The following is a 24046-nucleotide window of genomic DNA, read 5'->3' on the forward strand; positions in this document are numbered from 1 at the left end:
TTCTTTTCCTCCTGAAAATTCAAATTCTGATTTTACTCGTTTACTTTCACCATTGAAGGGCGAATAACTCGATCTTTAATTTTATAACCTTTTTGAAGCTCAGCCGTTACTTCATTGCTTGGCTTTGTTTCATCTTGGTCTTGAATCACCGCTTGATGGAAATTGGGATCAAACTGTTCACCAAGTGCTGTGATTGGTTCAATTCCTTCTTTTTGAAGAGCAGTCAAGATTTGGTTATGCACCATCTCCATCCCCTTCAAAAGCGCTGTTACTTCTTCGCTATCAGAGCTTGTCGCAAGTGCCTTTTCAAAGCTATCCAACGCAGGAAGCAAATCCATCGCAAGGCTTTCAGAGCGATACTTGATTGCCGCTTCGCGATCAAGGATATTTCGTTTTTTTACATTTTCAAAATCAGCTTGTAAACGTAAATAGCGATTTTCTGCTTCTTCAAGTTTTGTTTCTAAGTCAGCCACTTTCTTATCAAGTTCTGCTGCTTGATTTTGCTCATCTAATTCTTCAACTGTTTCTTCTGTTTCTTGCGTTGCTTCTTTTTCGATTTCTTCTTCAATTTTAGTTTGCTTATCTTTTGGTTCAGACACAGAAATCACCTCTTAGAAAAACCATCGTTTTCTAATCCTTTCTATTTTTGGTTATCTCGATATAATTTGGTTAAAACCGATGTCAAATCTTTGCTGAAAACATCCACAAGTCCCATCATTCGAGCATACTCCATCCGCGTTGGTCCAAGTAAAACAATCCCGCCAACTCGTTCGTCTGCAATATGATAAGTCGCTGTGATGATACTGAAATCATTCAGCAAGTCATTATTCCATTCACGACCAATTTTCACTTGAATCCCATCCGGAATGTCGCGGAACAATTCATGTATTCCCTCTTCTTCCTCAACTAATCGTAAAAAATCGCGGATTTTTGCAACATCGTGAAATTCTGGCTGATCTAAAATATTGGTTTTTCCTCCAAAATAAATTTTTGAAGGACTAACATTGCTTAAAGTCTCAAACACGATTTCACCTAGGCGTTCCGAGTTTTCAACATGCCAGCTTAAAAGTCCCTTAACCTCTGTCAAAATTCGGTTCGAAAGCTCATTCAGCGGGACCCCGACTAAACGGTCATTTAAGATGTTAACTGTTCGTTCGACATCAGAAAGTGTGACCTCCGCCGGTAAGTTCACTAAGTGATTATCAACATGACCCTGATCTGTGATCAAAATTAGCATTGCTTGTGAATCACTGATAGGGACAAACCGAAATCCGCTCAGTCTATTTTTCGCTGTTTCAGGACCAAGAACAATCGAAGTGTAATTCGAAAGTTCCGAAAGCATCGAAGCTGAATTTTGGATTAATTGCTCAGCCTCGTAGTGATCAGCAGCGAAAAGTGAACGAATCGACCGCTTATCTTCTTTCGATAATGCTTTAGGTTGCAATAAATAATCCACATAGAAACGATAGCCTTTTTCGGAAGGAATGCGTCCAGAAGAAGAATGTGTCTTCTCAATAAAGCCATAATCTTCAAGCACACTCATTTCATTGCGGATTGTTGCCGAACTATAGGGCAACTCGCTTTCTTTTATCAAATTTTTTGAACCAACTGGTTGGACGGTCCAAGTGAAATGATCGATGATTGCCCGAAAAATTTGTAATTGCCTTTCCGTCAACAAATCTATCACCTCTTTTTAGCACTCGAATAACTTAAGTGCTAAATACAAGTATAAATTTACCAAACAAATCGGCGCTCGTCAACTGAAAACACTTATTTTCAGACCGAAGACCGACTTATTTGGTCAAAATTGGTCAACCATGCGATTTAGAGAAACTCACGGAAAACATTATTTCCTAAAAAACGTCCAGCTCTTGTTAATTTCACAAAATCTGTTTGAGCATCTAACCAGCCTTTTTCACTTGTCACTGCAATCGCTTGTTCAAAAGTTATTTCTAACTCCTTACCAAATTTTTCTAAGAAGCGCGCTTTGCTTACCCCCGAGACTTTTCGCAACCCTAAAAACATTTCTTCTTCCATTTCTTCTTTTAGTGATAGCTCTTTGGTTTGAAAAACGGGGAGATTCCCTTGTTCAAGAGGAGTCATATATTGCTTTAATGGACCAAAATTACTGTAACGCGTATCCTGTAAATACCCGTGTGCCCCGGCACCAAATCCAAAATAATGATCATTACTCCAATATACTAGATTATGACGCGATTGAAAACAAGGCTTAGCGAAATTACTGATTTCATACTGTTTTTTACCAGCTTTTTCCATTTCTGACATTAAATAATCATACATGTTGGCTTCTGCGTCTTGACTTGGCAAAATGAGCTCACCTTTTTGCATTAAATTATAAAAAATGGTTTTTGGCTCAACAATGAGTGAATAAGCGGAATAATGAGGTAAGTCAAGCGCAAGAGCCTTGCTAAGCGTATCCTTAAAATCCGCTTCCGTCTGCCCAGGCAAGCTAAAAATCAAATCAATACTCAAATTTTCAAGCCCTACCGTTTCAGCGTTTCGAATAGACTCATACACGTCCTCAACCGTATGAATTCGACCGATTTTTTTCAGCAACTCTTGATTAAAGCTTTGCACGCCCATGCTCAGACGATTGACACCACTTTCCTTCATAACCCGCAGTTTTTCGACAGAGAGATCCCCTGGATTTGACTCAAACGTAAATTCAACGTCTTCTGAAAGCGGGAAAATGCGTCGCACCGCTTCACAAAGCTTTTCAATTTGTTTAGGTGTTAAAGTTGTCGGCGTTCCCCCACCTACAAAAACGGTTTCAATCGTCTCTAGATCTTGCCCTTCTGTTCGCAGTTCCATTTCACGAATCAAAAGATCTACGTACTCATCGACTGGTTGTCCTTCTAAAAATACCTTATTAAAATCGCAATAATAGCAAATATGCTCACAAAATGGAATATGAATGTAAACCGCAGTATTTTTACTGCGAGAATGTTTTATTTCAGCCATCGCTAAATTCCTTTCTAAAAAAAGATGCGCACGAAATTCATGTCGCTTAAAAGATTCATTGCTATTTTAACACAAGCAGCAAGCCTTGTATAACACACATGCTGCGTTTCTTTGAAATAAGAAAAAACCGCTCGACCAAAAGCCAGCGATTTTTTCTTATTTTATTTCACTTTATCAAACCAACTACTTGCTGTAACTTCAAGGACACGATTAAGTGCTTCTAAATTCTCTTTCCCTACCGACCTAAGCCAGTTACGAGCAGCATCTATTCCTTTTTCTGCAAACGGCTCGACACCATCTTTCCAAGTTGCACGCCCGCAAAGGACCCCATTAAAAGTAGAACCCGCTTTTTTGGCAAAACGAAGTGTTTCTTGAAATTGTTCCGCCGTAACGCCGCCGCTTAAAAAAATAAACGGAAGGTCAGTTGCTTCACTCTGTTCTTTATAAAAATCCAGCGCTTGTTTTTCTGTAAAAACAAAGTCTTTTCCAAAACCTTCAATAAAAGACATATTTACAGGAACTTCAACCTTCAGTACATCAACAAAATAAGTGGGTTTAGAAAATTCTTTCATCATTTCAATTACTTTATGCGGCTTTTGTTTAGCATATTCTTTAGAATGGACATCACTCTGCCGTGCATCATACGAAACTAGCTCGAGAAAAAAGGGCATATCAAGTGCTAGACATTCTGTTCCCACTCGTTCAACGAAAACATGTTTCAAATGATTAATTGCCTCATCTTCATCCACATCATAATACAGCAAAAATTTTACAGCGTCTGCTCCTGCTTTTTGGATTCGTTCTGCCGACCAGTCTTGCAAGAGATCTGGCAAACGTCCTGGCGCCAATTGATCGTAACCTGTTTTCTCATAAGCAATAAGTAACCCTGCATTTGAATCACGTCGCCGAGATGCCGGTAAGCCATATTCGGGATCTAATAAAATAGCAGAAGAAAAGGGAGTTAGCTCCTCAGAAACAAGCTCTTTAAACGTTATAATGTCTTCATCACTTACGTTTTTCTTTTCTTTAGCCATCATTTTTTGAAGCGAACCGCGCTGATCAATTGCAAGCGCAGCAATGACCCCCACTTCATTAGACATCCTTTCAAGAGCTTTGCGTTTTTTTGTACTTAAATTCAACTTTTTTCACCTCATTTTTATTTTTCTACGTTCACTTGTTCCAAAATCAAAGAAACCTTTTCCAGATCTACAGCACCCGTTTCCACTTGCATCGCATTCAAAACCCCAGCCGTCATGGCATAGCGGAGCTGATCTATGAAAGAAAGCTGACGATTTAAAGCAACTGCAAAACCAGCAAGCGTTGCATCTCCTGAACCTACAGGATTTTGTACCTCGACTCGAGGAATTCGAACTCGAAAAATGTGATCTTCTGCCTTCACAAGTGCGCCATCTTTTCCAAGCGAAACTAAAACGACTGGAATCCCGTTAAAAATTGGATTTTGGAGCGCTTCTTCAAGATTTTCTCCGTCGCTATGAGTTAACTCGATCAACTCTTCCTGATTCGGTTTAATCAAATAAGGCTTTTCTTTTACTGACAAACTTTCACGTAAACTGGGACCCGATGTATCTAGCAAAACAGGAATCTCTTTTTCAGCAGCAAGGGCAATTAATTGTGCGTAGAAAGATTGCGGCAAGCCGTTTGGCAAACTCCCGGAAAGCGTCACAACACTTGTTGTTTCTAGTAATGCCTGGAAATGTTGTAGAAAAGTCATTTTTTCTTTTGCAAGAATAGCGGGACCGGCTTCAAGAATTTCAGTTTGCTTCCCGTCGTGTAAAATGGCAATGCAATTCCGTGATTCTGCTTCGGTATTTGTAAAATCATAAGGAATTCCTTGGTCAGAAAGTTGCTTCACTATGAAAGCACCTAATGAACCGCCGAGAAGACCCGTTGCAAGCAGTGGTTCACCAAACGCGTGAATCACACGGCTAACATTCAAACCTTTTCCGCCTGCCGTTTTTCCAATTTGAACGGCAGGCACTCGGTTGGTACTATTTTCTTTAAAATGAGGAATTTGATAGCGAATATCGACAGATGGATTTAGCGTCACTGTCAAAATCATGATTTTTTCGCCTTCGAGCAGAAACGTTTTTCCCCATCTAGATAGGTTTCAAGTAAATCCAGTTCAGGTGTAAGCACAATGAAATCTGCATCTAAACCTGGTGAAATCGAGCCGCATTTTATTTCAATCCCAGTGCTCATTGCAGGCGTAAAGCTTGCCATCCGAATTGCCTCTTCAGGAGAAGCAATTTCCCATTCGACGACATTTTTAACCGCTTCGTTCAGCTTTAAAATACTACCCGCAAGACTACCCGAATGCAGTTTTGCCATTCCATCTTGAACTCTAACTGGGAATTCGCCTAGTGAATATTCTCCATCAGGCATCGCTCCTGCTCGCATACAATCTGTGATGAGTGCAACGTGATTACTACCTTTCGCTTGCATCAAAACTTTAGCTGCTGCTGGATGGACATGGTGCCCATCACAAATTAATTCAGCGAAAACTTGGTCAAGCGTGAGAGCCGCCCCTACCATCCCTGGTTCACGGTGATGAAGCGGACTCATGCCATTATAAGTATGAACAAAAATAGTTGCACCTGCTTCGGTAGCTTTTTTGGCCTCTTCATAAGTCGCATCACTATGCCCTAGCGCGACTTTAATTCCAGAAGCAGTAGCTTGTTCTGTAAACTTTGGAACGCCTTCTCGTTCCGCAGCAATGGCAATTTTTTTGATAAGTCCGCCTGAAAGCTCTTGCCACTTTTTAAGTGCCTCGATTTCTGGATCTGAAAAATAAGCCGTATTTTGTGCACCTTTATGCTTTTCAGTGAAAAAAGGGCCTTCTAAGAAAATCCCTTGAATTTTAGCGCCCGTTACTTTGTGATAGTTTTCCCCAATCGTTTTCACAACGGCATTCAAAGTCTCTGTAGAAGCTGTTAAAGTCGTCGGCAAAAAAGAGGTAACTCCACAAGCTAAAAGCCCGTCCGAAATCCTTTCAAGTCCCTCCACACTATTATCCATGACGTCCTGTCCTAAAAGCCCATGAATATGCGTATCAACAAGCCCGGGTGCGATCCATTTTCCTTCATAATTTAAAGTATTGGTTTCATCTGCATCCGCAGGTTTTTCGCGGTAAAAAAGTTCAAACTTTCCGTTTTCAATAGCTAAATAGCCCCGATTTTCTGTTTGATTTTTCAAGAAAAATCGATCTGCTAAAATATATTTTTTCACGATCAAAATCCCGCTTTCTTAGAAAATTTTAAAGAAACTTCCAACAAGTCCAATCAAAACTGTAATGCCGATAAGCGTGATGGGCGAGCGCCCTTTCTTAAGCATCCAATAACAAAAGAAAGTATAGAGTAAAGGCAACAGTTTCGGCATAATTTGATTAAGAACGCCTTTTTGAATATCCAAATTAACTTTTCCAGCGTGAATCGTCCAGTCTAAATTGAAGTTGACGTAAGTAGCAATTAACGCTCCAATAACCGTTAACCCAACAATCGTTGCTGCACGCGAAATTTTCTTCGTATTTTCCTTTAATCCACTAATGGCACGCGTCCCAGTGTTATAGCCATAATGCATCAACCAAAACAAAAGTGAAAAATGGACTGCATTAAAGATAACAAGAAAAAGAATTGGCCCGGCTACATTTCCATGCATAGAAAGCGAAGCCCCTATCCCGGCCGTGATCGGAAGCAAAGTAAGCCAGAACATGGCATCACCAATTCCGCCAAGCGGACCCATTAGAGCGATTTTTATCCCGCGAATCGTTGTCCGGTTTTCTTTATTTTCTTCCATTGCAAGAATAATTCCTTGAATAAAAGTAACGAGAAATGGATGCGTATTGAAGAACTGCAAGTGATCTAAAAGTGAGCTCGATAAATCCTTTTTATCTTTATGAATTTTCTTAAGTCCCGGTATTAAACTATACGTCCAGCCGCCACCTTGCATTCTCTCATAGTTGAAGGATGCTTGTAGCAAAAGCGAACGCCAAGTCATTTTATTCAAATCTTTCTTTGTTATCACTTTTTCAACACTTGGGTCATTATATTCATCTTGGATTTCATAAACTTTTTCTTCAGATGCCATTGCTGTAATCCTCCTCTTCTTCCTCGACTTGAGAATTTTTATTTGTCGCTAAAAGTGCATCCCCATTTCCACCATCTCGGTCATTGTTTTTAGAAACAAAGAAGTCATAGGCGGCAATTGAAACACCGACAATTGCAACCGCCAAAACCGGCATTTTTAAATACGCTGCCGCTACAAAGCCAATTGCAAAAAACGGCGCATAAGGCATTTTCCACATGATTTTTAATAACATCGCAAATCCAACTGCTGGCATGATTCCACCAGCTACACTGAGACCATTTAAAATCCATTCTGGAAGAGCTTGGACAATCGTTTGTGCTTGTTCTGCGCCAAAATAAATCGGTAAAAAAGCAATAATAAAGTTAAATACAAAAAGGACAAGCGGTCCCATATAATTGAGCCGATCAATCCCTCGCGTATCACTTCTCGATGCAAGCGCATCCATTTTATGCATGATTGGGGAATATACTGTGAAAAGTAAGGTAATAAGTCCTTGCACTGCTACCGCAAACGGCACGGCAATCCCAACCGCAATTTTAGGATCTTGATGGGACAAAATAGCAAAAGCCGTTCCAATCACACCCCCGATCACCACATTAGGCGGCTGTGCTCCTGCAAGCGGTACCATTCCTGCCCAAACTAACTCAAGCGTTCCACCAGCAATTAACCCTGTTTGAAAATCTCCTAAAATCAAACCAATCACTGCTCCTGTAACAATTGGACGATGAATATGTGTCAAACCGTTGTATAAATCAATGCCAGCTATCCCCGCCCATAAACCAATGAGTATTGCCTGTATTAGCATATTGCTCCCTCCTTTAATCTTGTTTTAATAGCTCCATTAAATCACGTGCTCGCTCATTTGGAATACCTTGTACTTCTAGTTCAACACCTAAATCATGTAATTTTTGAAAAACTTGGATATCGGCTTCATCAACTGAAACGGTTGCAGATAATTGCTTTTTTCCTTCAGCGTAATGCAAATTCCCTACATTGATTTTTTGAATTGGTATACCTCCGTGGACAAGCTTTAACGCATCTTCTGGATTTTTTATCACAAGTAAAATTTTTTGATGCGGAGCGGCCTTCCCAATAATTCGAATCGTCTTTTCAATCGTAAAAAAGCGACTTTCTGCGGTTTCGGGCAAAACCATGTCCATTAAATTTTGCTGAACTTCGTCGTTTGCAACTTCATCGTTTGCAACAATCACTAAATTAGCTCCAAGCGTATTCACCCAAGTCATTCCTACCTGGCCGTGAACTAACCGATTATCAATCCGCGTAAGCAAAATATTAGGTGTTCCCATTTTGTTTTCCTCCTTTAATTAAATGAATGAATAGTGACTCCCTTGACCACTCGATTGACCGTTCCAGATGGTGAAGGGGTATCCGGTAGATTAGAAACTCTAACAGCCGTGAGTAAGGCAAGTGTTTGTGCAATCATCACAAAAGGCAGCGCTAAGTATGCATCCGGCAAATCATTCCCTAAGCCTCCAAAATCAAAATCCGTTCGATGAGCATCTTGAAGTTTTGAAGCGCTAATTGCGCAAACTCCTTTAGCAACCTCATCCTCTCTTAATTCTGAAATTATATCCACATCATATTGCTTTGTATACGCATCGTTCGATACAAAGTCAATCACGAGTGTATCTTGATTCACAAATGATTTTGGTCCATGTCTGAATCCCATCGAAGAATCAAACAGCGTCGCAATTTTCCCAGCCGTAAGCTCTAAAATTTTAAGCTGCGCTTCCCTTGCGAGTCCAGCAAGACTCCCGGATCCAAGGTAAACAATTCGTTCAAAGTCTAAATCCACCAACTCTTGTAAGAAAGATTCTTTTTGAATGACTTGCTCGCCCATTTCTACGATTTCCCTCACCCATTTTGCGTGGTTTTTGCTAGAAAAAGTGTCAAACAAAAGTAAAGCCGTTAAAGCCATACAGGTGAAGCTTCCCGTCATCGCAAAACCTTGGTCATTTGCCTTTTCTGGCATTAACAGTAGCAAATGATTTTCATCTTCCTCCGCACTTCGCGCTAGCTTTCCATCTTTTGCACAAGTGATCGTAATTTGATAAAAATCCTGTACGCATTTTTTCCCAAGTTCCACGGCAGCAATACTTTCCGGGCTATTTCCACTTCTCGCAAATGAAACAAGAAGCGTCGGAAAATCTGCTTGAAAATATTGAGCTGGATTTGATACTAGATTCGTTGTTGGAATGGCTTCAAAAATCCGTTCCTTCATCTCATTTTCGCCTTTTAGATGTGGTAAAATCATATCGCCCACATATGCAGAAGTCCCAGCTCCTGTAAAAATAATGCGTAGAGCAGCATGCTTTTTTTCTAGTCGCTCTAAAAAAGCCTTACTTTCTTCTGCTCTTTTTTCAAAATTCCGCCATGTTTCTTGCCATAAACTTGGCTGTTGCTTGATTTCTCGGGTTGTTATTTCAGCTCCTCGTTTTTTCAAATCTGATTCTTTTAATTGGAACATTGTCTTCCCTCATTTCTTTATGGTAATGATGTTACTACCAGTTAAACGTTTATTGCTTTAAACAAAATTCTTGGATACCCGTCTTACCACTTTTCAAAATCGCCTCCACAAATTCATCTAATGGCAGATCTCGCTTAAATAAGCCGTCTAAAATCATTGGTAGATTCACTCCTGCTACAACTCGAACCTTCTCTTTGTTTAGCGACTTTTTCACCGCCTCGTTAAAAGGTGTCCCTCCTGGGATATCAGTCAAAATTACCATTCCAGTTGAAGTAGTTAGCGCTTTCATTTTAAACTCTAAACTTTCGGCCAGCTCTTCGGCACTCATCCCTTCTTTAAAATCCAGAAAATCAAGGCGTTCCTGTTCTCCCGCAATCAATTGCAGGCTTGAAAAAACGCCTGATCCAAACAAACCATGTCCACAAATTAACAATCCAAGCAAAATACCTACCTCCTATCTCTCATGTCTCACACGATACACAAACTGGTCACTTCTTGCAATACTCAGTGTGTATTCAATCACTTTGTTTTCAGTGTTATACGTTGTTCGAACCAGTCTTAAGCAAGGCGAATCGCGAAGAACTTCTAATTGATCAGCTTCATAATCCGAAACAATTCCAGCAGAAAATTCCTCATCTGCCACTTTCACCACTTCATTAAAGTCTTCTTTAAAAATTTCATAAAGCGGCTTCGTTTTTACCATTTCTTTCGTCAATGTCGCAAATTCGTTAAAAGGCAAATAAGAACGTTCGAGCATCATCGGCAAATCATCAGCCAAACGCAAACGTTTAATTTTGATTAAGCTTTCACCTTCTTTTATCCCAAGTTTATCTGCGAAAAATTGGCTGCTCGAAATCATTTCAAACGATAAAACCTTTGTTTTTGGTTTCTTGCCCAGTTCACGCATATGATCAGTGAAACTATAGCTGTCCATCAAATTTTGCTTTTGACTTTGAAGAGCCGAAACAAACGTTCCTTTACCGTGTCGTTTGTAGATATATCCCATATTTTCAAGCTCAGCCATCGCAAGACGCACAGTCGTCCGACTAACGCCATAACGTTCTGAAATTTCTCTTTCAGATAGCATTTTATCGTTTGCCTGCATCTCATTTTCAATTTTTTCTTTTAATACATTTACAAGCTGATCATATAATGGTCGTTTATCGTTTTTATTTATCATAGTTTTCCTCGCATCCTTAACTGGTTACTACCAGTTTAAAAGAAACCTTTTTGTTTGTCAACCAAAACAACAAAATGCCATGAAAAAACACCCGTTTCATTCACACGAGTGTTTTTTCATTGAACGCCTATCAAAAAGAGTCGAATTGATTTTTTTCATTAGAAGCTTTAACAAGCGACATAATTCCTGAGATCAAGAACAAAATCCCGGTAATCCAGCCGTAGCTGAAAATGCAAAGCGCTCCCACTACAATAAGTGCGATCGACCAACCTTTGATGGCCATTGTTCCTTTCTTCATCTTAAAAGCAGCAATAAATCCAAATACACAGGCTGCAATTGCAAGTATTAATGAAAGAGCGATGAAGCCAATGCCAAATGTAAAGCCAATTATATCATCATTTGACATCATCATATGATCCACGCTGCTAGCAGTAGCCGCAAAAAGAAAGAAAATCAAAAGTGGTCCAGTTATCAAAATACCAAACGCTGCTAAACTCGCTCCAATGATTGTCATTACAAATTCCGGTTTTCGATTATTCATTTTGTCTACCTCTTTCTAAATGTCATACACACATTATATCGAAATGGAGTCTCTTTGAATAGTCACAATCAGTAAATTTTCATTTTTACTCTTGTTTAGAGACGTTGCTTCTTAAGTTCAGTCTGAAACTCCCAGAGCATTTTGGCATCGGGTTCTAAAAATAATAGCTCGGGATAGCATTGCTCATTTAAGTAACGTTTAGTGATTTCATCGAAGCGCAGATCACGATTTTCTCCTACTTGCACGAACCACACGTCCGCCCCTTGCCCAGTAAAACGAGTAATGACCTCAAAATCAACTGGATTCTTTGAAATCAGCAGATAACGCTTGCCAAATAATGGCAGCTTCATAAACCAACTGGCAGCACTAGACCGGTCCACCACTTCACCTACTAGAATTAAAGCTGGATTGCTTAAATCGCTAGACGCCACTTCCGCTTCAATTCTTGCAAGTGTGCTTTTTATCATTTTCTGCCTCCCGTAACTCCCCCACGAAATTACAGCGATCGGCATCTCACTTGAAATTCCGCCAGCGAGCAGTTGGCGGACAATATGTGACAAATTTTCCATTCCCATATAAAAACAAGCCGTGCCATGTTTTACAAAAGAAGCAAAATCGTCTTCCATGAGCGTCCCCGACTTCCGGTGTGCTGTTGACAAAGTAACGTGACTACTTGCTTCCCGGTCCGTCAGCGAAATACCTGCGTATGTGGAAGCAGCAGATGCGGCTGTGATTCCAGGAACAACTTCATAGGCCATTTCTGCTTTTTCAAGTTGTGTAATTTCTTCCGCTACCCTTCCAAAGATCCCTGGGTCTCCCCCTTTCAAACGCACAACGACACGATTTCCTTCCGCCTCCATGACAAGCCTCTTTCCAATCATTTCTTGACGCATCGCATGACAATCAGGCGATTTCCCGCAAAAAACAAGTTTCGCATCTCGTTTCGTATGATAAAGCAAAAGTGGATTAACTAATCGGTCATATAAGACTACATCCGCTTGTTGTAGTACCCGTAAAGCCTTTAACGTGAGTAATTCTGGATCTCCAGAACCCGCACCAACAAGATAAACTTTTCCCATCTCGTTTACACCCATACATAAACTTTCTTATCTTCAATTTGAGTATCATATGTTTTAACGCAGCCTTCATCTGGTTCTTGAACTTGTCCGTCTATCAGCGAAATTTTATAGTCATGTAGCGGACAAAAAACAAATTCTCCGGATACCGTTCCTTCAGCAAGTGGGCCTTGCTTATGCGGACAAACATTACTAATAACACGAACTTCTTGATTGTTTAACCTGAATACAGCCAATTTTTCTCCATCAATCAAACATTCATAGCCCATCTTTTCAGGTAAATCATCAAAATTTGCTATAAATTTTTTCTGTTTCGTCATTTGGATTCCCCGCTTCCCACCGTGTACAGTTTTTGTTGCAACTCTTTGTCTTGAACCGTTTGACGCCAAGGCTCATCGCGTTTTCCTGCTTGTTCTAAATCCGCAAGCAATTCAGCTCGCTTTGCTTCGTCTAAAAGAACGTCCTTCACATGGTCAAACCCAAGCCGGTCAATCCAAGGTGCCGTTCGCTCTGCATAAATCCCTGTTTCTCTATAGTATTCAAGAAAAGCACCGCAAATCTCAATCACTTCTTCTTCCGTTTCTACTGTCGCAAGGAAGCGGCTTTCTTGCACAGTCGTTCCGCCATTTCCACCAATATAAATCTGGAAGCCATTTTCGACACCAATAACGCCGAAATCTTTCACGCAACTTTCCGCACAACTCCGAGGGCAAGCTGAAACACCCATTTTAAATTTATGTGGCGTATCAATGAATTCATAGCGCTCCTCTAATTTGATACCTAAGCCCATGGAATCTTGAGTCCCAAATCGGCAAAAATTCTTGCCCACACAGGTTTTGACCGATCGAACTGCTTTTGCATAGGCTTCTGCTGCACTCATATCTAAATCCTTCCAAATCTTCGGTAAATCTTGCTTTTTAACCCCATACAAGCCAATTCGCTGGCTCCCTGTAATTTTAACAAGGGGAACATCATATTTCTCCGCTGCTTTCGCAATCAAAAGCAATTGTTGTGGATCCGTTTTCCCACCACGCATGCGCGGAATCACAGAATAAGTACCATCATTTTGGATATTCGCATAAAGACGCTCATTGACATATCTCGAGGCTTTTTCATCTTGATGTTCCTTCGGAAAAGCAACATTTAAGTAAAAATTGATGGCCGGCCGACATTTTGAGCAGCCTTCTGGATTTTTAAAGTGCAATGCTTGATAGACTTCCGCAACAGATTTCAAACCGTTTTGATGGATTTTAAGCACAATCTCATCACGTGTTAAATCTGTACAGCCGCAAATTCCTTTAGAAGACACTGGCGCTTCTCCACCGAGTGCATAGCCTAGTAAATCTGCAATTTTGTCTTTACATTTCCCGCAAGAGCCACCTGCTTTGGTATGCTTTGTGACATCGGCAACGCTCGTTAGTTCTTTATCTTGAATTGCGTGCAAAATCGTCCCTTTTGAGACACCATTACATCCACAAACGGTTTCTGAATCATCCCAACTGGTCACATCGTTTGACGCATCCTCTTCTCCATTTGCAGCAGCAAGTAAAGCAATTGGATTCAAATCCGAGATATCTAGTTTTTGCGTAATCAATTTCAAAAAGCGATTTTCTTCTGTCGTATCCCCGTACAAGATTGTCCCTATGACTTGGTTATCTTGGATGAAAACTTTTTTATAGCAATGATTCCACTCATCATAGGCTTCAATCGTTTTAATATCTTCACCAGCTTGGATACAGCCGGCAGAAAACAAATCACATCCAGAAACTTTCAGCGCTGTATAAGTCATGCTCCCTTCGTAGCCACTTGTTTCGCGATCTGTTAGCCAATCCGCAAGCACCTTAGCTTGTTCATAAAGTGGTGCCACAAGGCCGTAACAAGTCCCGCGATGTTCGACACATTCCCCAACAGAAAAAATAAAAGGATCACTAGTAGCCAAATAATCATCTACGCAAATCCCTCGTCTTACGTCAAGTCCCGCATCTTTTGCAAGCGTTGTTTCTGGACGAATCCCAATGGACATGATGACAAGATCTGTCTCAAGCTCGGTTCCATCCGCAAAACGAAGACCTGTGACACGCTTTTCTCCAAGGATTTCTTCCGTTTTAGCGCCCATGCGGAACTTCAAGCCTTGTTTCTCTAAATCTTCTTTCAAAAGTGCGCCCGCTTTTTCATTCAATTGAGTTTCCATCAACCAATTTTCAAGATGGATGACAGTAACATCCATTCCCTGATCGACAAGTCCTTTAGCAGCTTCGAGGCCGAGCAAACCGCCACCAATAACCGCTGCTTTTTTATATGTATTTGTAGCAGCAAGTATTTTTTCCGTATCTTCAATGATTCTGAAAGCTGCAACGCCTTCCAAGTTGGAACCAGAAATTGGTAAAATGAATGCACGTGAGCCTGTAGCCAAAATACATTTATCATAAGAAATTTTTTCCCCGTTTTGAAGCTCGATTTCTTTCTTTTTGGTATCGAGCCGAGTAGCTGGGTTATTTATAAAAAGCTCGATTCCCATTTCTTCATACCAGTCAAATGGATTCGTGATGATTTCTTCAATGGTTGTTTTTTTCTGTAAAATATTGGAAAGCATAATTCGATTATAATTCGGATATTTTTCTTCACCGATAATTGTCATTTGATATCGCTCTGGATCTCGCTCAAGGATCTCTTCAATCGTCCGGACTCCTGCCATTCCATTACCGACTAGTACTAACTTTTCTTTTTCCATCTGTCATCCTCCTATTGTGATAAAGTGAACATTCACTTCGATAACTTCGCAACAAAAGAATAGCACGAATGAAATAGCAGATACATTAGGGAAATGCCTATTTCGAAAGGAAGTGTTTTTCTAAGTCTTCACAAAATGTTTTAGTCGCACGTGGATCTTTCAAGCGGTGCGAAATGCCTAAAGTAAAATCTCCCGTTTTCACCAAACCGGTATTAGTAAAATCACTGTTTGCAGGCGAACTGACATCATTTACCCATTGATAATATTCGGCATCGTTCGTAATTCTCTGGTTGATTTCTTGATCGTTAGTACAAGCAAATATTAGGTGAGCCCCCTTCAAATCATTTTTTTGGTAGTCGCGCTGTTTCTTTTCAATTTTGAAATGCTCTGGGAAATCCGAACAAAAACAAGGAGAAATAACTAAAATATCTGGTATATCATCAAGTTCTGTTAAGCGCCGAACTTTTCGTGCAGCAATCCTGCCGCCACCAATAACGACAACTTTCTTGTCGGCTAAGCTCAAATTAACCAAATAACTCATTTTCAATCTCCTTTCGAATTTCCGAACTAATTCCTTTCGCAATTCGCGAATCGAGTGCAAGACTCTTTGTGATTTCATAGTTAACGCTCTGAGTATCTAACACTTTTGGTACTTCACGCCGAATTTTTCCGACTAAAAAGCTACTTTCCATTAAGAAAAACGGGCAAATAACAAGTCGATCTATCTTTGAAAAATCCATTTGCACTAATTTTTCTAAATAGGTCTCCTCATCATGCAAAAAGCCAAACTCTACCTGTTTTTTCGTTTGTTGAATTAACTTTTCCGTGATTTCATGCATACGCTGAACAATCGCTGGATATTTTAGAGAACCATGAACGACTAGAAAAACAACCATTCGCTCTTTAGAATTAGCTTGAGGAATACGACTTTCAAGAATGGATAAGAGTCCGTCATTGGCTTCAGCAAGAGGTGGTAAAATTTGAAAAGTTAACTCTGTCTCGTTTTGCTTAATAGCATCAATTGCACGGGGGATATCTTGATCGACGTGCACTCCTGTAAAGAGTAAAAGTGGTGCTACAAAAATTCGTTTGACGCCCGCTTCTTTTAAATCACAAACACCGTCAGCTATTGTTTTTTCATTTCCTTCTAGAAAAGCCAATTTTTGTTTATAACAAGGAACTTCACTGGCTATTTCTTTGACAAAATTTTTCATTGCTTGATTATTTTCCGGGGACCTGCTCCCGTGAGCCACGAATAAAATACCCGTTTTTGCCATCTTGACACCTCTTTTTCAAGTTTGATCATAAATTTTTATGTATGAAAATACCATTAGGGAAACACCTAGATTTTCATCTTACATGAATAAGTTTCGTTCCCAAATATTATGAATAAGCATTAAAAGTGTTATTAGACTCGCTAAAAAAATCATACAGCTCCCGGCAACCATGATAAAACCATACTTCGAACGAATGCCAAAATGGAAAACAGCATTCCCAAAAAGTAGTAACAGAATCGCTCCACAACCGGTAAACAAATACCAATCCAACTCCTCCATTGTCTTTTGCCTCCTTCTCAACTTCATTTTAATGGTTAAAAATTAAGAAATTAGAAAGAGAGCAACAACTAAACTTAAAATTTCTCTTATAGAACATAAAAACACCGTTAGTTGTCGTAGTTTAACTACAACAACTAACGGTGTCACAGATTCATACTTAAATAAACAATCAAGAAAGGTTCAACGAAAAATAAATAATATCAGTTCGCGAAGTGCTAGACCTCAAACTCCCTATAACTAGTCGCTTATTTTTTCTTTTTCTTCCCGCTTAATTCTTTTTCAGATTGTTTGTTCATCGCATTCATCATTTGATTGATTTTCTTTTGAGACGGTTTTTGTCCCATTTGCGCCATCATCATTTGAAGCATTTGCTCATTGACGGGCGGATTATTTTTCAAATAGTTCATCATGTAGCGTCTTGCAATAAAAAAGCCACCAGCTAGTCCAGCAAGCAAGCACACAAGACCAACAAGAATGTAAATCCACATAGTTTCTTTCTCCTCCTTGAACGAATATACCTATTCTATTGTACTTGATTTAACTTGAACAAACAACTCTTTTTTTACAAACAAAAAAGCAGAAGTTAAGCCGTACAAGCCTAACTTCCACTTTTCCAATTAAAGAGTTTCGACTAATTTTACGATATTTTCTACTGTGAAACCATAATTTTCAATAACGGTTTCGCCCGGAGCAGAAGCACCAAAACGATCAATTCCAAGCACTTTTCCGTCTAAACCAACATAACGTTCCCAACCAAAGCTTGCCCCCATCTCGATAGCAAGACGTTTACGAACCCCGTTTGGTAAGACGCTTTCTTTGTATTCAGCAGATTGTGCTTCAAACAAATCGAACGAAGGCACAGAAACCACTGATACATCAATTCCTTTATCAGCTAATGCCACTTGCGCTTCTGTTGCCAGATGAACTTCTGAACCACTTGCTAAAAGAATCGCGTCAGGAGTTTCTTTCTTCGATTTTGAAAGCACGTACGCTCCTTTTCTCACTCCTTCTTCGGCAAGCTTATCGCTACCTTTAAGAACAGGAAGCCCTTGTCTTGAAAGCACGAGTGCGTGTGGTTTGTCATTTGATTCAATCGCTACTTTCCATGCCGCATTGACTTCATTTCCATCAGCTGGACGAAGCACGGATAAGCCAGGCATCGCACGCAAGGAAGCAAGTTGTTCAATCGGTTCATGTGTTGGACCATCTTCCCCAACGGCCACACTGTCATGTGTAAGCACGTAAGTAACCGGTAGTTTTTGAAGAGAAGCTAACCGAATAGCAGCACGTAAGTAGTCCGAGAACACGAAGAATGTCCCTCCATAAACTTTTAAGCCTTGGTGCAAAGCCATTCCGTTTAGCATTGTCCCCATAGCAAATTCGCGAACACCAAACCATATATTACGATTTTCTGGGTGTTCCATTGTAAATTCGCCATCCGATTTAATCATTGTATTGTTCGAACCTGCTAAATCAGCAGATCCTCCAAATAAGTATGGAATTTTTTCAGCAAGTGCATTGATTGCTTCTCCGCTCGAAGCACGACTTGCAAGCGCCTTATCACCTTCATGATAAGTCGTAAATCCAGCAGCAAAGTCTTTCGGCAATTCACCATCCACGCTTTGTTCAAATTGTTTCGCAAGTTCAGGGTATGCTTGTTTGTAAGAAACGAATAAATCGCTCCAATCTTTTTCTGCTTTAGCACCGCGATCCGCAATCGTTTTACCGAAGCGTTCATATACTTCATCCGGAACATAGAAAGTTTCTTTGTAGTCCCATCCGTAAGCTTTCTTCGCCACTTCAGTACCTTCTTCACCAAGTGGCGCACCGTGTACTTTATTTGTTCCGGCATTCGGCGCTCCAAAACCAATCACCGTTTTCACTTCAATCAAAGTAGGTTGCGATGTATTTTCTTTTGCTTTTTCGATCGCTGCAAGAATTTCATCGGTATTATTTCCGTCTTTAACAAGAAGATGTTCCCAACCATAGCTTTCATAGCGCGCCTTGACGTTTTCAGAAAATGAACGATCCAAATCACCATCAAGCGAGATATTGTTGGAATCATAGAGCACAATCAAGCGACCTAATTTTTGATGTCCCGCAAAGCTAGAAGCTTCAGAAGAGACACCTTCCATTAAATCACCATCACCACATAAAGCAAACGTATAATGGTCAACAATATTAAAGTTATCTTTATTATATAGACCAGCAAGGTGGCGTTCTGCCATCGCCATTCCAACTGCCATCCCAATTCCTTGTCCAAGCGGTCCAGTTGTCGCATCGACGCCATCAGTATGACCAAACTCTGGATGTCCAGGCGTCTTACTTCCCCACTGGCGGAAATTTTTCAAGTCTTCTAAACTAACCTTGTAACCACTTAAATGAAGCAAGCTATATAATAGCATTGATCCGTGTCCTGCAGAAAGTACAAAACGATCGCGGTCAAACCAATGCGAATTCGCTGGATTAGCTTTCAAAACACGTGAAAATAATGTGTATGCCATTGGTGCTGCTCCCATTGGTAAACCAGGATGACCTGAGTTGGCTTTTTGAATCGCATCAATTGACAAAGTACGAACTGTGTTAATCGCTAATTGATCTGTTTTATCAAACAATTGAAACATCCTCTCTTGTTTTATTATCAACTCTATCTTATTTTATTCCTAAACTAGGAATTACTCAACTAAAAACGCGTAAATGATCATTATTTTTGTTCATTTGCGCGTTTTTGCTCATTTGATAAATTTATTTCTTTTTGCGTTTTAATTCTTTCACTTTATGCGGTGTAATATCATTCCCATTTGGATCAATGATCTTCGTATTTTCAATCGTTTGACGCATATGTGACCGAAACGATTTCACATATTCTTTTCGAAGTGCTTCTTGCTCGATTTTTTCCTCTGCCGATAGCCCTTCCGATTTCTTTTTACGTGAAAGTTCATTAATTCGATCAATTTTTGCTTTTTCTAGCATAATCCTCATCCTTTATTTAAAAAATAGCTCCCTACAACATCAAAAAAGAAAGTAGTTTTCACTACTTTCTTCATTATACATGAATGATTCATTCTTGTCTGTTATGGATTACTCATTTGCAAGTTGAATAGTTGTATCCGTTTTTATCTGTTTTTCTTTTACAGGAATAACGAGACTTTCCCCCGCCTTTATATCATTAGAATCTAGATTATTATTTTTTTCTACCCAAGCAACAAAGCTCGCTTTATCCATTTTAGCTTCTTCTGCATGTCGCTCCGCTAATTGCCAAAGCGAATCCCCTGATAAAATATCCACTTTTGAATAATTAGACTGATCTGTCGCACTTGTGACAAACAGAAAAACAACCCCCATCACGATTGATACAATAACGAAAATAACAGCAATATAATATTTATCCCAAAATTGTTTAACAGTCATTTTTATCCCTCCGAAAGAATGTATGTTCGCTTTTTTATTATTATAGAACAGTTGTTCGGTTTTGTCAATAAAAAAATCGAACCTTTGTTTGCATCTATCAAAAAGATTTGCTATACTTAACCTAGTTAATATTTATAAATAACGGGGTGAGACCATGAAACTGTCCAAACGACAACAAGACATTTACGAATTTATTAAATCTGAAGTGAAAGAAAAAGGCTATCCACCATCCGTCCGTGAAATTGGTGAAGCTGTTGGACTTGCTTCAAGTTCAACTGTTCATGGACACCTAGCGAGACTTGAAACAAAAGGCTTGATTCGGCGAGATCCGACGAAACCACGTGCGATTGAAATTCTTTCAATGGAAGACGAAATTCCTGCACCTGCGGTTGTCAATATTCCATTAATTGGTAAAGTAACTGCTGGGATGCCAATCACTGCTGTTGAAAACATTGAAGATTATTTCCCGCTTCCTGAAAGTATGGCGCCTAGCGAAACAGATATTTTCATGTTGGAAATAGATGGAGAGAGTATGATCAATGCTGGTATTCTTGATGGGGACCGTGTTATTGTTCGAAAACAAAGCAACGCAACGAATGGTGAAATTGTTGTTGCGATGACTGACGAAAACGAAGCTACTTGCAAACGTTTTTTTAAAGAACAAAATCATTTCCGCTTGCAGCCTGAAAATGACAGTCTTGAGCCGATTATTTTGGATAATGTAACCATTCTTGGAAAAGTTATTGGTTTATTCCGTGACATACGATAAAAAAACGCCCGCAATATGGGCGTTTTTTTTATTTTCATCTGAAAGAAAGAAGCAGCCATTCCCTTTACGAATGGCTGCTTTTATTTTAATAAATTTCTAAGTATTGATCTCTTTCCCAAGGGTGAACGGCTGTTCGGAACATTTCACATTCAATTTCTTTTGCTTCAATGAAGTGTTCAAAAATATGTTCTCCTAATCCGTCACGAACGGCTTCATCCTTTGAAAGTTCTTTCATCGCAAGAGAAAGGCTTTCCGGGAGGTCATAAATTCCAGCTTGATGACGTTCCTCTTCATCCATTCCATAGATATTGCGATCAACTGGAGCTACTGGCGTTAGATTATTTTTTATCCCATCAAGTCCAGCTTTAAGAAGAACAGCCATTGCAAGATAAGGATTTGCGGAAGGATCGACACTACGAAGTTCAAGACGTGTGCTTAATCCGCGAGAGTTTGGAACTCGGATAAGTGGACTGCGGTTTTTCCCACTCCATGCGATATAGCAAGGCGCTTCATAACCTGGAACAAGGCGTTTATATGAATTGATCGTTGGATTCGTAATTGCGGTATAGCCCCTTGCGTGCTTCATCATACCCGCTAGGAATTGATAAGCTGTCTCACTTAATTGCAACTCGCCATCTTTATCATAAAAAGCATTTTCTTTTCCTTTGAAAAGCGACATATTAAAGTGCATGCCTGAGCCATTTACTCCAAATAACGGTTTCGGCATAAAGGTTGCATGCAAGCCATGTTTTCTAGCAATCGTTTTGACAACGAGTTTAAAAGTTTGGATGTTGTCACAAGCAGTGATTGCATCTTCATATTTAAAATCAATTTCGTGTTGACCAGGAGCCACTTCATGGTGAGAAGCTTCAATTTCAAATCCCATTTCTTCTAATTCAAGAACAATATCACGGCGACAATTTTCGCCAAGATCTGTTGGTGCTAAATCAAAATAGCCACCTGAATCGTTGAGTTCAAGCGTAGGCTTACGGTTTTCATCCAATTTGAATAGGAAAAATTCTGGTTCAGGCCCTAAATTAAAATCAGTAAAACCTAACTCGTGCATCTCTTCAAGAACACGCTTTAAATTCGCACGAGGATCTCCTGAGAAAGGTGTCATATCTGGATTATAAATATCGCAAATCATACGAGCAACTTTTCCTTTTTCGGCTGTCCAAGGGAATACTACCCATGTATCTAAATCTGGGCATAGGTACATATCCGATTCTTCAATACGTACAAATCCCTCAATCGATGATCCATCAAACATCATTTTGTTATCTAACGCTTTCTCTAGTTGGCTAACTGGGATTTCTACATTTTTGATTATTCCAAGAATGTCAGTGAATTGTAGACGAATAAATTTTACATTTTGTTCATCTGCGAAGTGGAAAATGTCTTCTTTTGTATATTTTGCCATAGTAAGTCCTCCCGAATCATTTTTTATATCAACTTTTTAAAAAAGTAAATACCGATTTCGACAATCTTAAAGCTTTGGATATTGACTCTTTCGAATATCAGTTTCCTTTACAAAGCGACCCGCTTGTTGCATTTCTTTTCGCAAGATTTTACGAACATCATCGTCTGTTAGCGGAACCTTCGCTTCTTGTTCTTTCATTTTGTACATTTTCTTGATTCCCGCAATGTTTAATCCATCATTTAAGTAATCTTTGATTTCAAGTAGTGTATCAATATCCTGCAAAGAATAGTGGCGGTGATTTCCTTCATTCCTCGCTGGATGTATTAAGCCTTGATCTTCATAATAGCGAATTTGTCTGGCAGTCAAGTTGGTTAGTTTCATTACTGGACCGATCGGAAAAAGCGGCATAGATCTACGTATTTCCTTCTCACCCATAGCCAATCATTCCCTCCATCTTTTTAGGATAGTTGAATTATATAGGATGTCATTTCTTTTGTCAAATTTATGTAAGATTATCTAACATTGTTTTTTCGATAAAAAATGCGAGCAACATTTGCTCGCATTAAACTTAGTAAGGTTCATCTGAAAATAGCTCATTCACCGCTTCTGAAACAGCAATTTTAACATGTTCATAGGTTAAACCGCCTTGAACATAAAGTTCATAAGGCGGACGGATTGGCCCATCTGCTGTAAGTTCAAGACTTGCGCCTTGAATAAAGGTCCCTGCTGCCATGATCACATCATTTTCATAACCTGGCATATAAGCACCTACTGGAAGCACATGCGCATTAACTGGAGAAAACTTTTGAATAGCTTGAGCAAAAGTTACCATTTGCGCTTGCTCCTTAAAAGATACACTTTGGATTAAATCCGTTCGTTTTACATTCCATTTCGGCTTTGTTTCAATTCCACAAAGTTCAAGAAGCGCAGCTGTAAAGCGTGCTCCTTTTACGGCCTGTGCAACAACATGTGGAGCTAAAAAGAAACCTTGATACATTTCAAGCAGGCTATAAAGCGATGCCCCAGCTTCAAGTCCAATACCAGGGGTTGTTAACCTGTATCCACAAAGATCAATCAAATCTTGCCTTCCGGCTAAGTAACCACCAATTTTCGCAAGTCCACCTCCCGGATTTTTAATCAAAGAGCCTGCAATTAAATCAGCCCCAACATCTGTTGGCTCAAGTGGTTCTACAAACTCTCCGTAGCAATTGTCGACAAAGACAATCACATCTGGATAAAGGGATTTCACAAAACGAATCATCTCCTCAATTTCAGCAACTGAAAAAGAATCACGCTCTGCATAGCCTTTCGAACGCTGGATCCCGATCATTTTTGTCTTATTCGACATTTTTTGCTTCACCATTTGCCAGTCCACTTGATTATTAGAAAGCAGGATCGCTTCATAATGAATGTTGAAGTCACGTAGCGAACCATTTCCTGTTTGTCCGCGAACACCAACAATTTCTTCTAATGTGTCGTATGGTGCCCCTGTTATATAGATTAGTTCATCACCCGGGCGAAGCACCCCAAATAGCGCTGTACTGATTGCATGTGTTCCTGAAATTAACTGCGGACGCACAATCGCTGCTTCCGCATGAAAAACGGAGCGATAAACGCGTTCAAGTGTATCGCGCCCTTCATCATCGTAACCATAACCTGTTGATGGATTAAAATGAAAATCGCTCACTTTATTGTCTCGAAATGCAGCGAGAACTTTAGCTTGATTTTCTTCTGCAATTTGGTCCGTTTCTTCATTCCATTCTTGAATCATTTCTTCAGCTTGTTGCT

General features: G+C 39.7%; 27 protein-coding genes. 1 reads left to right on the forward strand and 26 read right to left on the reverse strand.

What is annotated here, in order from left to right; genetic code table 11:
* Positions 1–32: 32 nt before the first annotated feature.
* The 23 genes from grpE to yneA form a co-directional block, all read right to left on the reverse strand.
* Positions 33–599: a nucleotide exchange factor GrpE gene (gene grpE, locus HCK02_RS00300; protein ID WP_167627990.1), complete on the reverse strand. Its 567-nt coding sequence runs from the start codon at positions 597–599 to the stop codon at positions 33–35.
* 41 nt (positions 600–640) lie between these two features.
* Complete coding sequence (hrcA, locus tag HCK02_RS00305) at positions 641–1678, reverse strand: heat-inducible transcriptional repressor HrcA (protein WP_167627992.1); 1038 nt, start codon at positions 1676–1678, stop codon at positions 641–643.
* A 146-nt stretch (positions 1679–1824) separates the two neighbouring features.
* On the reverse strand, positions 1825–2982 hold the full coding sequence (gene hemW / locus HCK02_RS00310) for a radical SAM family heme chaperone HemW (RefSeq protein WP_167627993.1): 1158 nt from the start codon (positions 2980–2982) through the stop codon (positions 1825–1827).
* A gap of 161 nt (positions 2983–3143) precedes the next feature.
* Positions 3144–4121, reverse strand: a complete 978-nt coding sequence (lacD, locus tag HCK02_RS00315) for a tagatose-bisphosphate aldolase (protein ID WP_208970417.1) — start codon at positions 4119–4121, stop codon at positions 3144–3146.
* 17 nt (positions 4122–4138) lie between these two features.
* Positions 4139–5062 carry a 1-phosphofructokinase family hexose kinase gene (locus HCK02_RS00320; RefSeq protein ID WP_167627995.1) on the reverse strand — a complete coding sequence of 308 codons (924 nt, stop codon included), beginning with the start codon at positions 5060–5062 and terminating at the stop codon, positions 4139–4141.
* Positions 5059–6228, reverse strand: coding sequence for an N-acetylglucosamine-6-phosphate deacetylase (gene nagA / locus HCK02_RS00325; RefSeq protein WP_167627997.1), 1170 nt, complete (start codon positions 6226–6228; stop codon positions 5059–5061). Before nagA ends, HCK02_RS00320 begins: the two co-directional genes overlap by 4 nt.
* A gap of 18 nt (positions 6229–6246) precedes the next feature.
* Positions 6247–7086, reverse strand: coding sequence for a PTS system mannose/fructose/sorbose family transporter subunit IID (locus HCK02_RS00330; protein ID WP_167627999.1), 840 nt, complete (start codon positions 7084–7086; stop codon positions 6247–6249).
* Positions 7076–7891 (reverse strand): PTS N-acetylgalactosamine transporter subunit IIC, encoded by an 816-nt coding sequence (agaW, locus tag HCK02_RS00335; RefSeq protein ID WP_167628001.1) that lies wholly within the window; start codon positions 7889–7891, stop codon positions 7076–7078. The genes HCK02_RS00330 and agaW overlap by 11 nt, the downstream gene beginning before the upstream one ends.
* Positions 7892–7904: 13 nt before the next feature.
* Complete coding sequence (gene agaV / locus HCK02_RS00340; RefSeq protein WP_167628003.1) at positions 7905–8393, reverse strand: PTS N-acetylgalactosamine transporter subunit IIB; 489 nt, start codon at positions 8391–8393, stop codon at positions 7905–7907.
* 14 nt (positions 8394–8407) lie between these two features.
* A complete protein-coding gene (locus HCK02_RS00345; RefSeq protein WP_167628005.1) occupies positions 8408–9574 on the reverse strand; it encodes an SIS domain-containing protein in 1167 nt (388 codons plus the stop codon).
* A gap of 49 nt (positions 9575–9623) precedes the next feature.
* Positions 9624–10016: a PTS sugar transporter subunit IIA gene (locus HCK02_RS00350; protein ID WP_167628007.1), complete on the reverse strand. Its 393-nt coding sequence runs from the start codon at positions 10014–10016 to the stop codon at positions 9624–9626.
* A 12-nt stretch (positions 10017–10028) separates the two neighbouring features.
* Entirely contained in the window at positions 10029–10754 is a 726-nt protein-coding gene (locus HCK02_RS00355; RefSeq protein WP_167628009.1) for a GntR family transcriptional regulator, read from the reverse strand.
* A 130-nt stretch (positions 10755–10884) separates the two neighbouring features.
* Positions 10885–11295: a hypothetical protein gene (locus HCK02_RS00360; protein ID WP_167628011.1), complete on the reverse strand. Its 411-nt coding sequence runs from the start codon at positions 11293–11295 to the stop codon at positions 10885–10887.
* A 95-nt stretch (positions 11296–11390) separates the two neighbouring features.
* Positions 11391–12374, reverse strand: a complete 984-nt coding sequence (gene cobA, locus HCK02_RS00365; RefSeq protein WP_167628013.1) for a uroporphyrinogen-III C-methyltransferase — start codon at positions 12372–12374, stop codon at positions 11391–11393.
* A 5-nt stretch (positions 12375–12379) separates the two neighbouring features.
* The gene (nirD, locus tag HCK02_RS00370) at positions 12380–12697 is read right to left on the reverse strand and encodes a nitrite reductase small subunit NirD (RefSeq protein ID WP_167628101.1); all 318 of its coding nucleotides are present in this window, start codon (positions 12695–12697) and stop codon (positions 12380–12382) included.
* The gene (gene nirB, locus HCK02_RS00375) at positions 12688–15102 is read right to left on the reverse strand and encodes a nitrite reductase large subunit NirB (RefSeq protein ID WP_167628015.1); all 2415 of its coding nucleotides are present in this window, start codon (positions 15100–15102) and stop codon (positions 12688–12690) included. Before nirB ends, nirD begins: the two co-directional genes overlap by 10 nt.
* Positions 15103–15199: 97 nt before the next feature.
* Complete coding sequence (locus tag HCK02_RS00380; RefSeq protein WP_167628017.1) at positions 15200–15643, reverse strand: precorrin-2 dehydrogenase/sirohydrochlorin ferrochelatase family protein; 444 nt, start codon at positions 15641–15643, stop codon at positions 15200–15202.
* Complete coding sequence (locus tag HCK02_RS00385; RefSeq protein ID WP_167628019.1) at positions 15627–16379, reverse strand: sirohydrochlorin chelatase; 753 nt, start codon at positions 16377–16379, stop codon at positions 15627–15629. The genes HCK02_RS00380 and HCK02_RS00385 overlap by 17 nt, the downstream gene beginning before the upstream one ends.
* A 78-nt stretch (positions 16380–16457) precedes the next feature.
* Positions 16458–16658 carry a hypothetical protein gene (locus tag HCK02_RS00390; RefSeq protein WP_167628021.1) on the reverse strand — a complete coding sequence of 67 codons (201 nt, stop codon included), beginning with the start codon at positions 16656–16658 and terminating at the stop codon, positions 16458–16460.
* Between the two features lie 245 nt (positions 16659–16903).
* Entirely contained in the window at positions 16904–17146 is a 243-nt protein-coding gene (locus HCK02_RS00395; RefSeq protein WP_115752330.1) for a YneF family protein, read from the reverse strand.
* Positions 17147–17275: 129 nt separating this feature from the next.
* Entirely contained in the window at positions 17276–19273 is a 1998-nt protein-coding gene (gene tkt / locus HCK02_RS00400; protein ID WP_167628023.1) for a transketolase, read from the reverse strand.
* 130 nt (positions 19274–19403) lie between these two features.
* Positions 19404–19631 carry a DUF896 domain-containing protein gene (locus tag HCK02_RS00405; RefSeq protein WP_167628025.1) on the reverse strand — a complete coding sequence of 76 codons (228 nt, stop codon included), beginning with the start codon at positions 19629–19631 and terminating at the stop codon, positions 19404–19406.
* Between the two features lie 108 nt (positions 19632–19739).
* Positions 19740–20069: a cell division suppressor protein YneA gene (gene yneA / locus HCK02_RS00410; protein ID WP_167628027.1), complete on the reverse strand. Its 330-nt coding sequence runs from the start codon at positions 20067–20069 to the stop codon at positions 19740–19742.
* A gap of 154 nt (positions 20070–20223) precedes the next feature.
* Here yneA and lexA point away from each other — a divergent pair, with 154 nt between their 5' ends.
* Positions 20224–20838 carry a transcriptional repressor LexA gene (lexA, locus tag HCK02_RS00415; protein ID WP_115752326.1) on the forward strand — a complete coding sequence of 205 codons (615 nt, stop codon included), beginning with the start codon at positions 20224–20226 and terminating at the stop codon, positions 20836–20838.
* Positions 20839–20923: 85 nt separating this feature from the next.
* On the opposite strand, the gene glnA is transcribed toward lexA, so the two are convergent.
* The 3 genes from glnA to HCK02_RS00430 form a co-directional block, all read right to left on the reverse strand.
* Positions 20924–22258, reverse strand: coding sequence for a type I glutamate--ammonia ligase (gene glnA / locus HCK02_RS00420; RefSeq protein WP_167628029.1), 1335 nt, complete (start codon positions 22256–22258; stop codon positions 20924–20926).
* A 66-nt stretch (positions 22259–22324) separates the two neighbouring features.
* Positions 22325–22693 (reverse strand): MerR family transcriptional regulator, encoded by a 369-nt coding sequence (locus tag HCK02_RS00425; RefSeq protein WP_167628103.1) that lies wholly within the window; start codon positions 22691–22693, stop codon positions 22325–22327.
* 133 nt (positions 22694–22826) lie between these two features.
* On the reverse strand, positions 22827–24029 hold the full coding sequence (locus HCK02_RS00430; protein ID WP_425482823.1) for a methionine gamma-lyase family protein: 1203 nt from the start codon (positions 24027–24029) through the stop codon (positions 22827–22829).
* Positions 24030–24046 lie beyond the last annotated feature (17 nt).

The organism is Listeria valentina (assembly GCF_011800755.1).
GTDB classification, from domain to species: domain Bacteria; phylum Bacillota; class Bacilli; order Lactobacillales; family Listeriaceae; genus Listeria; species Listeria valentina.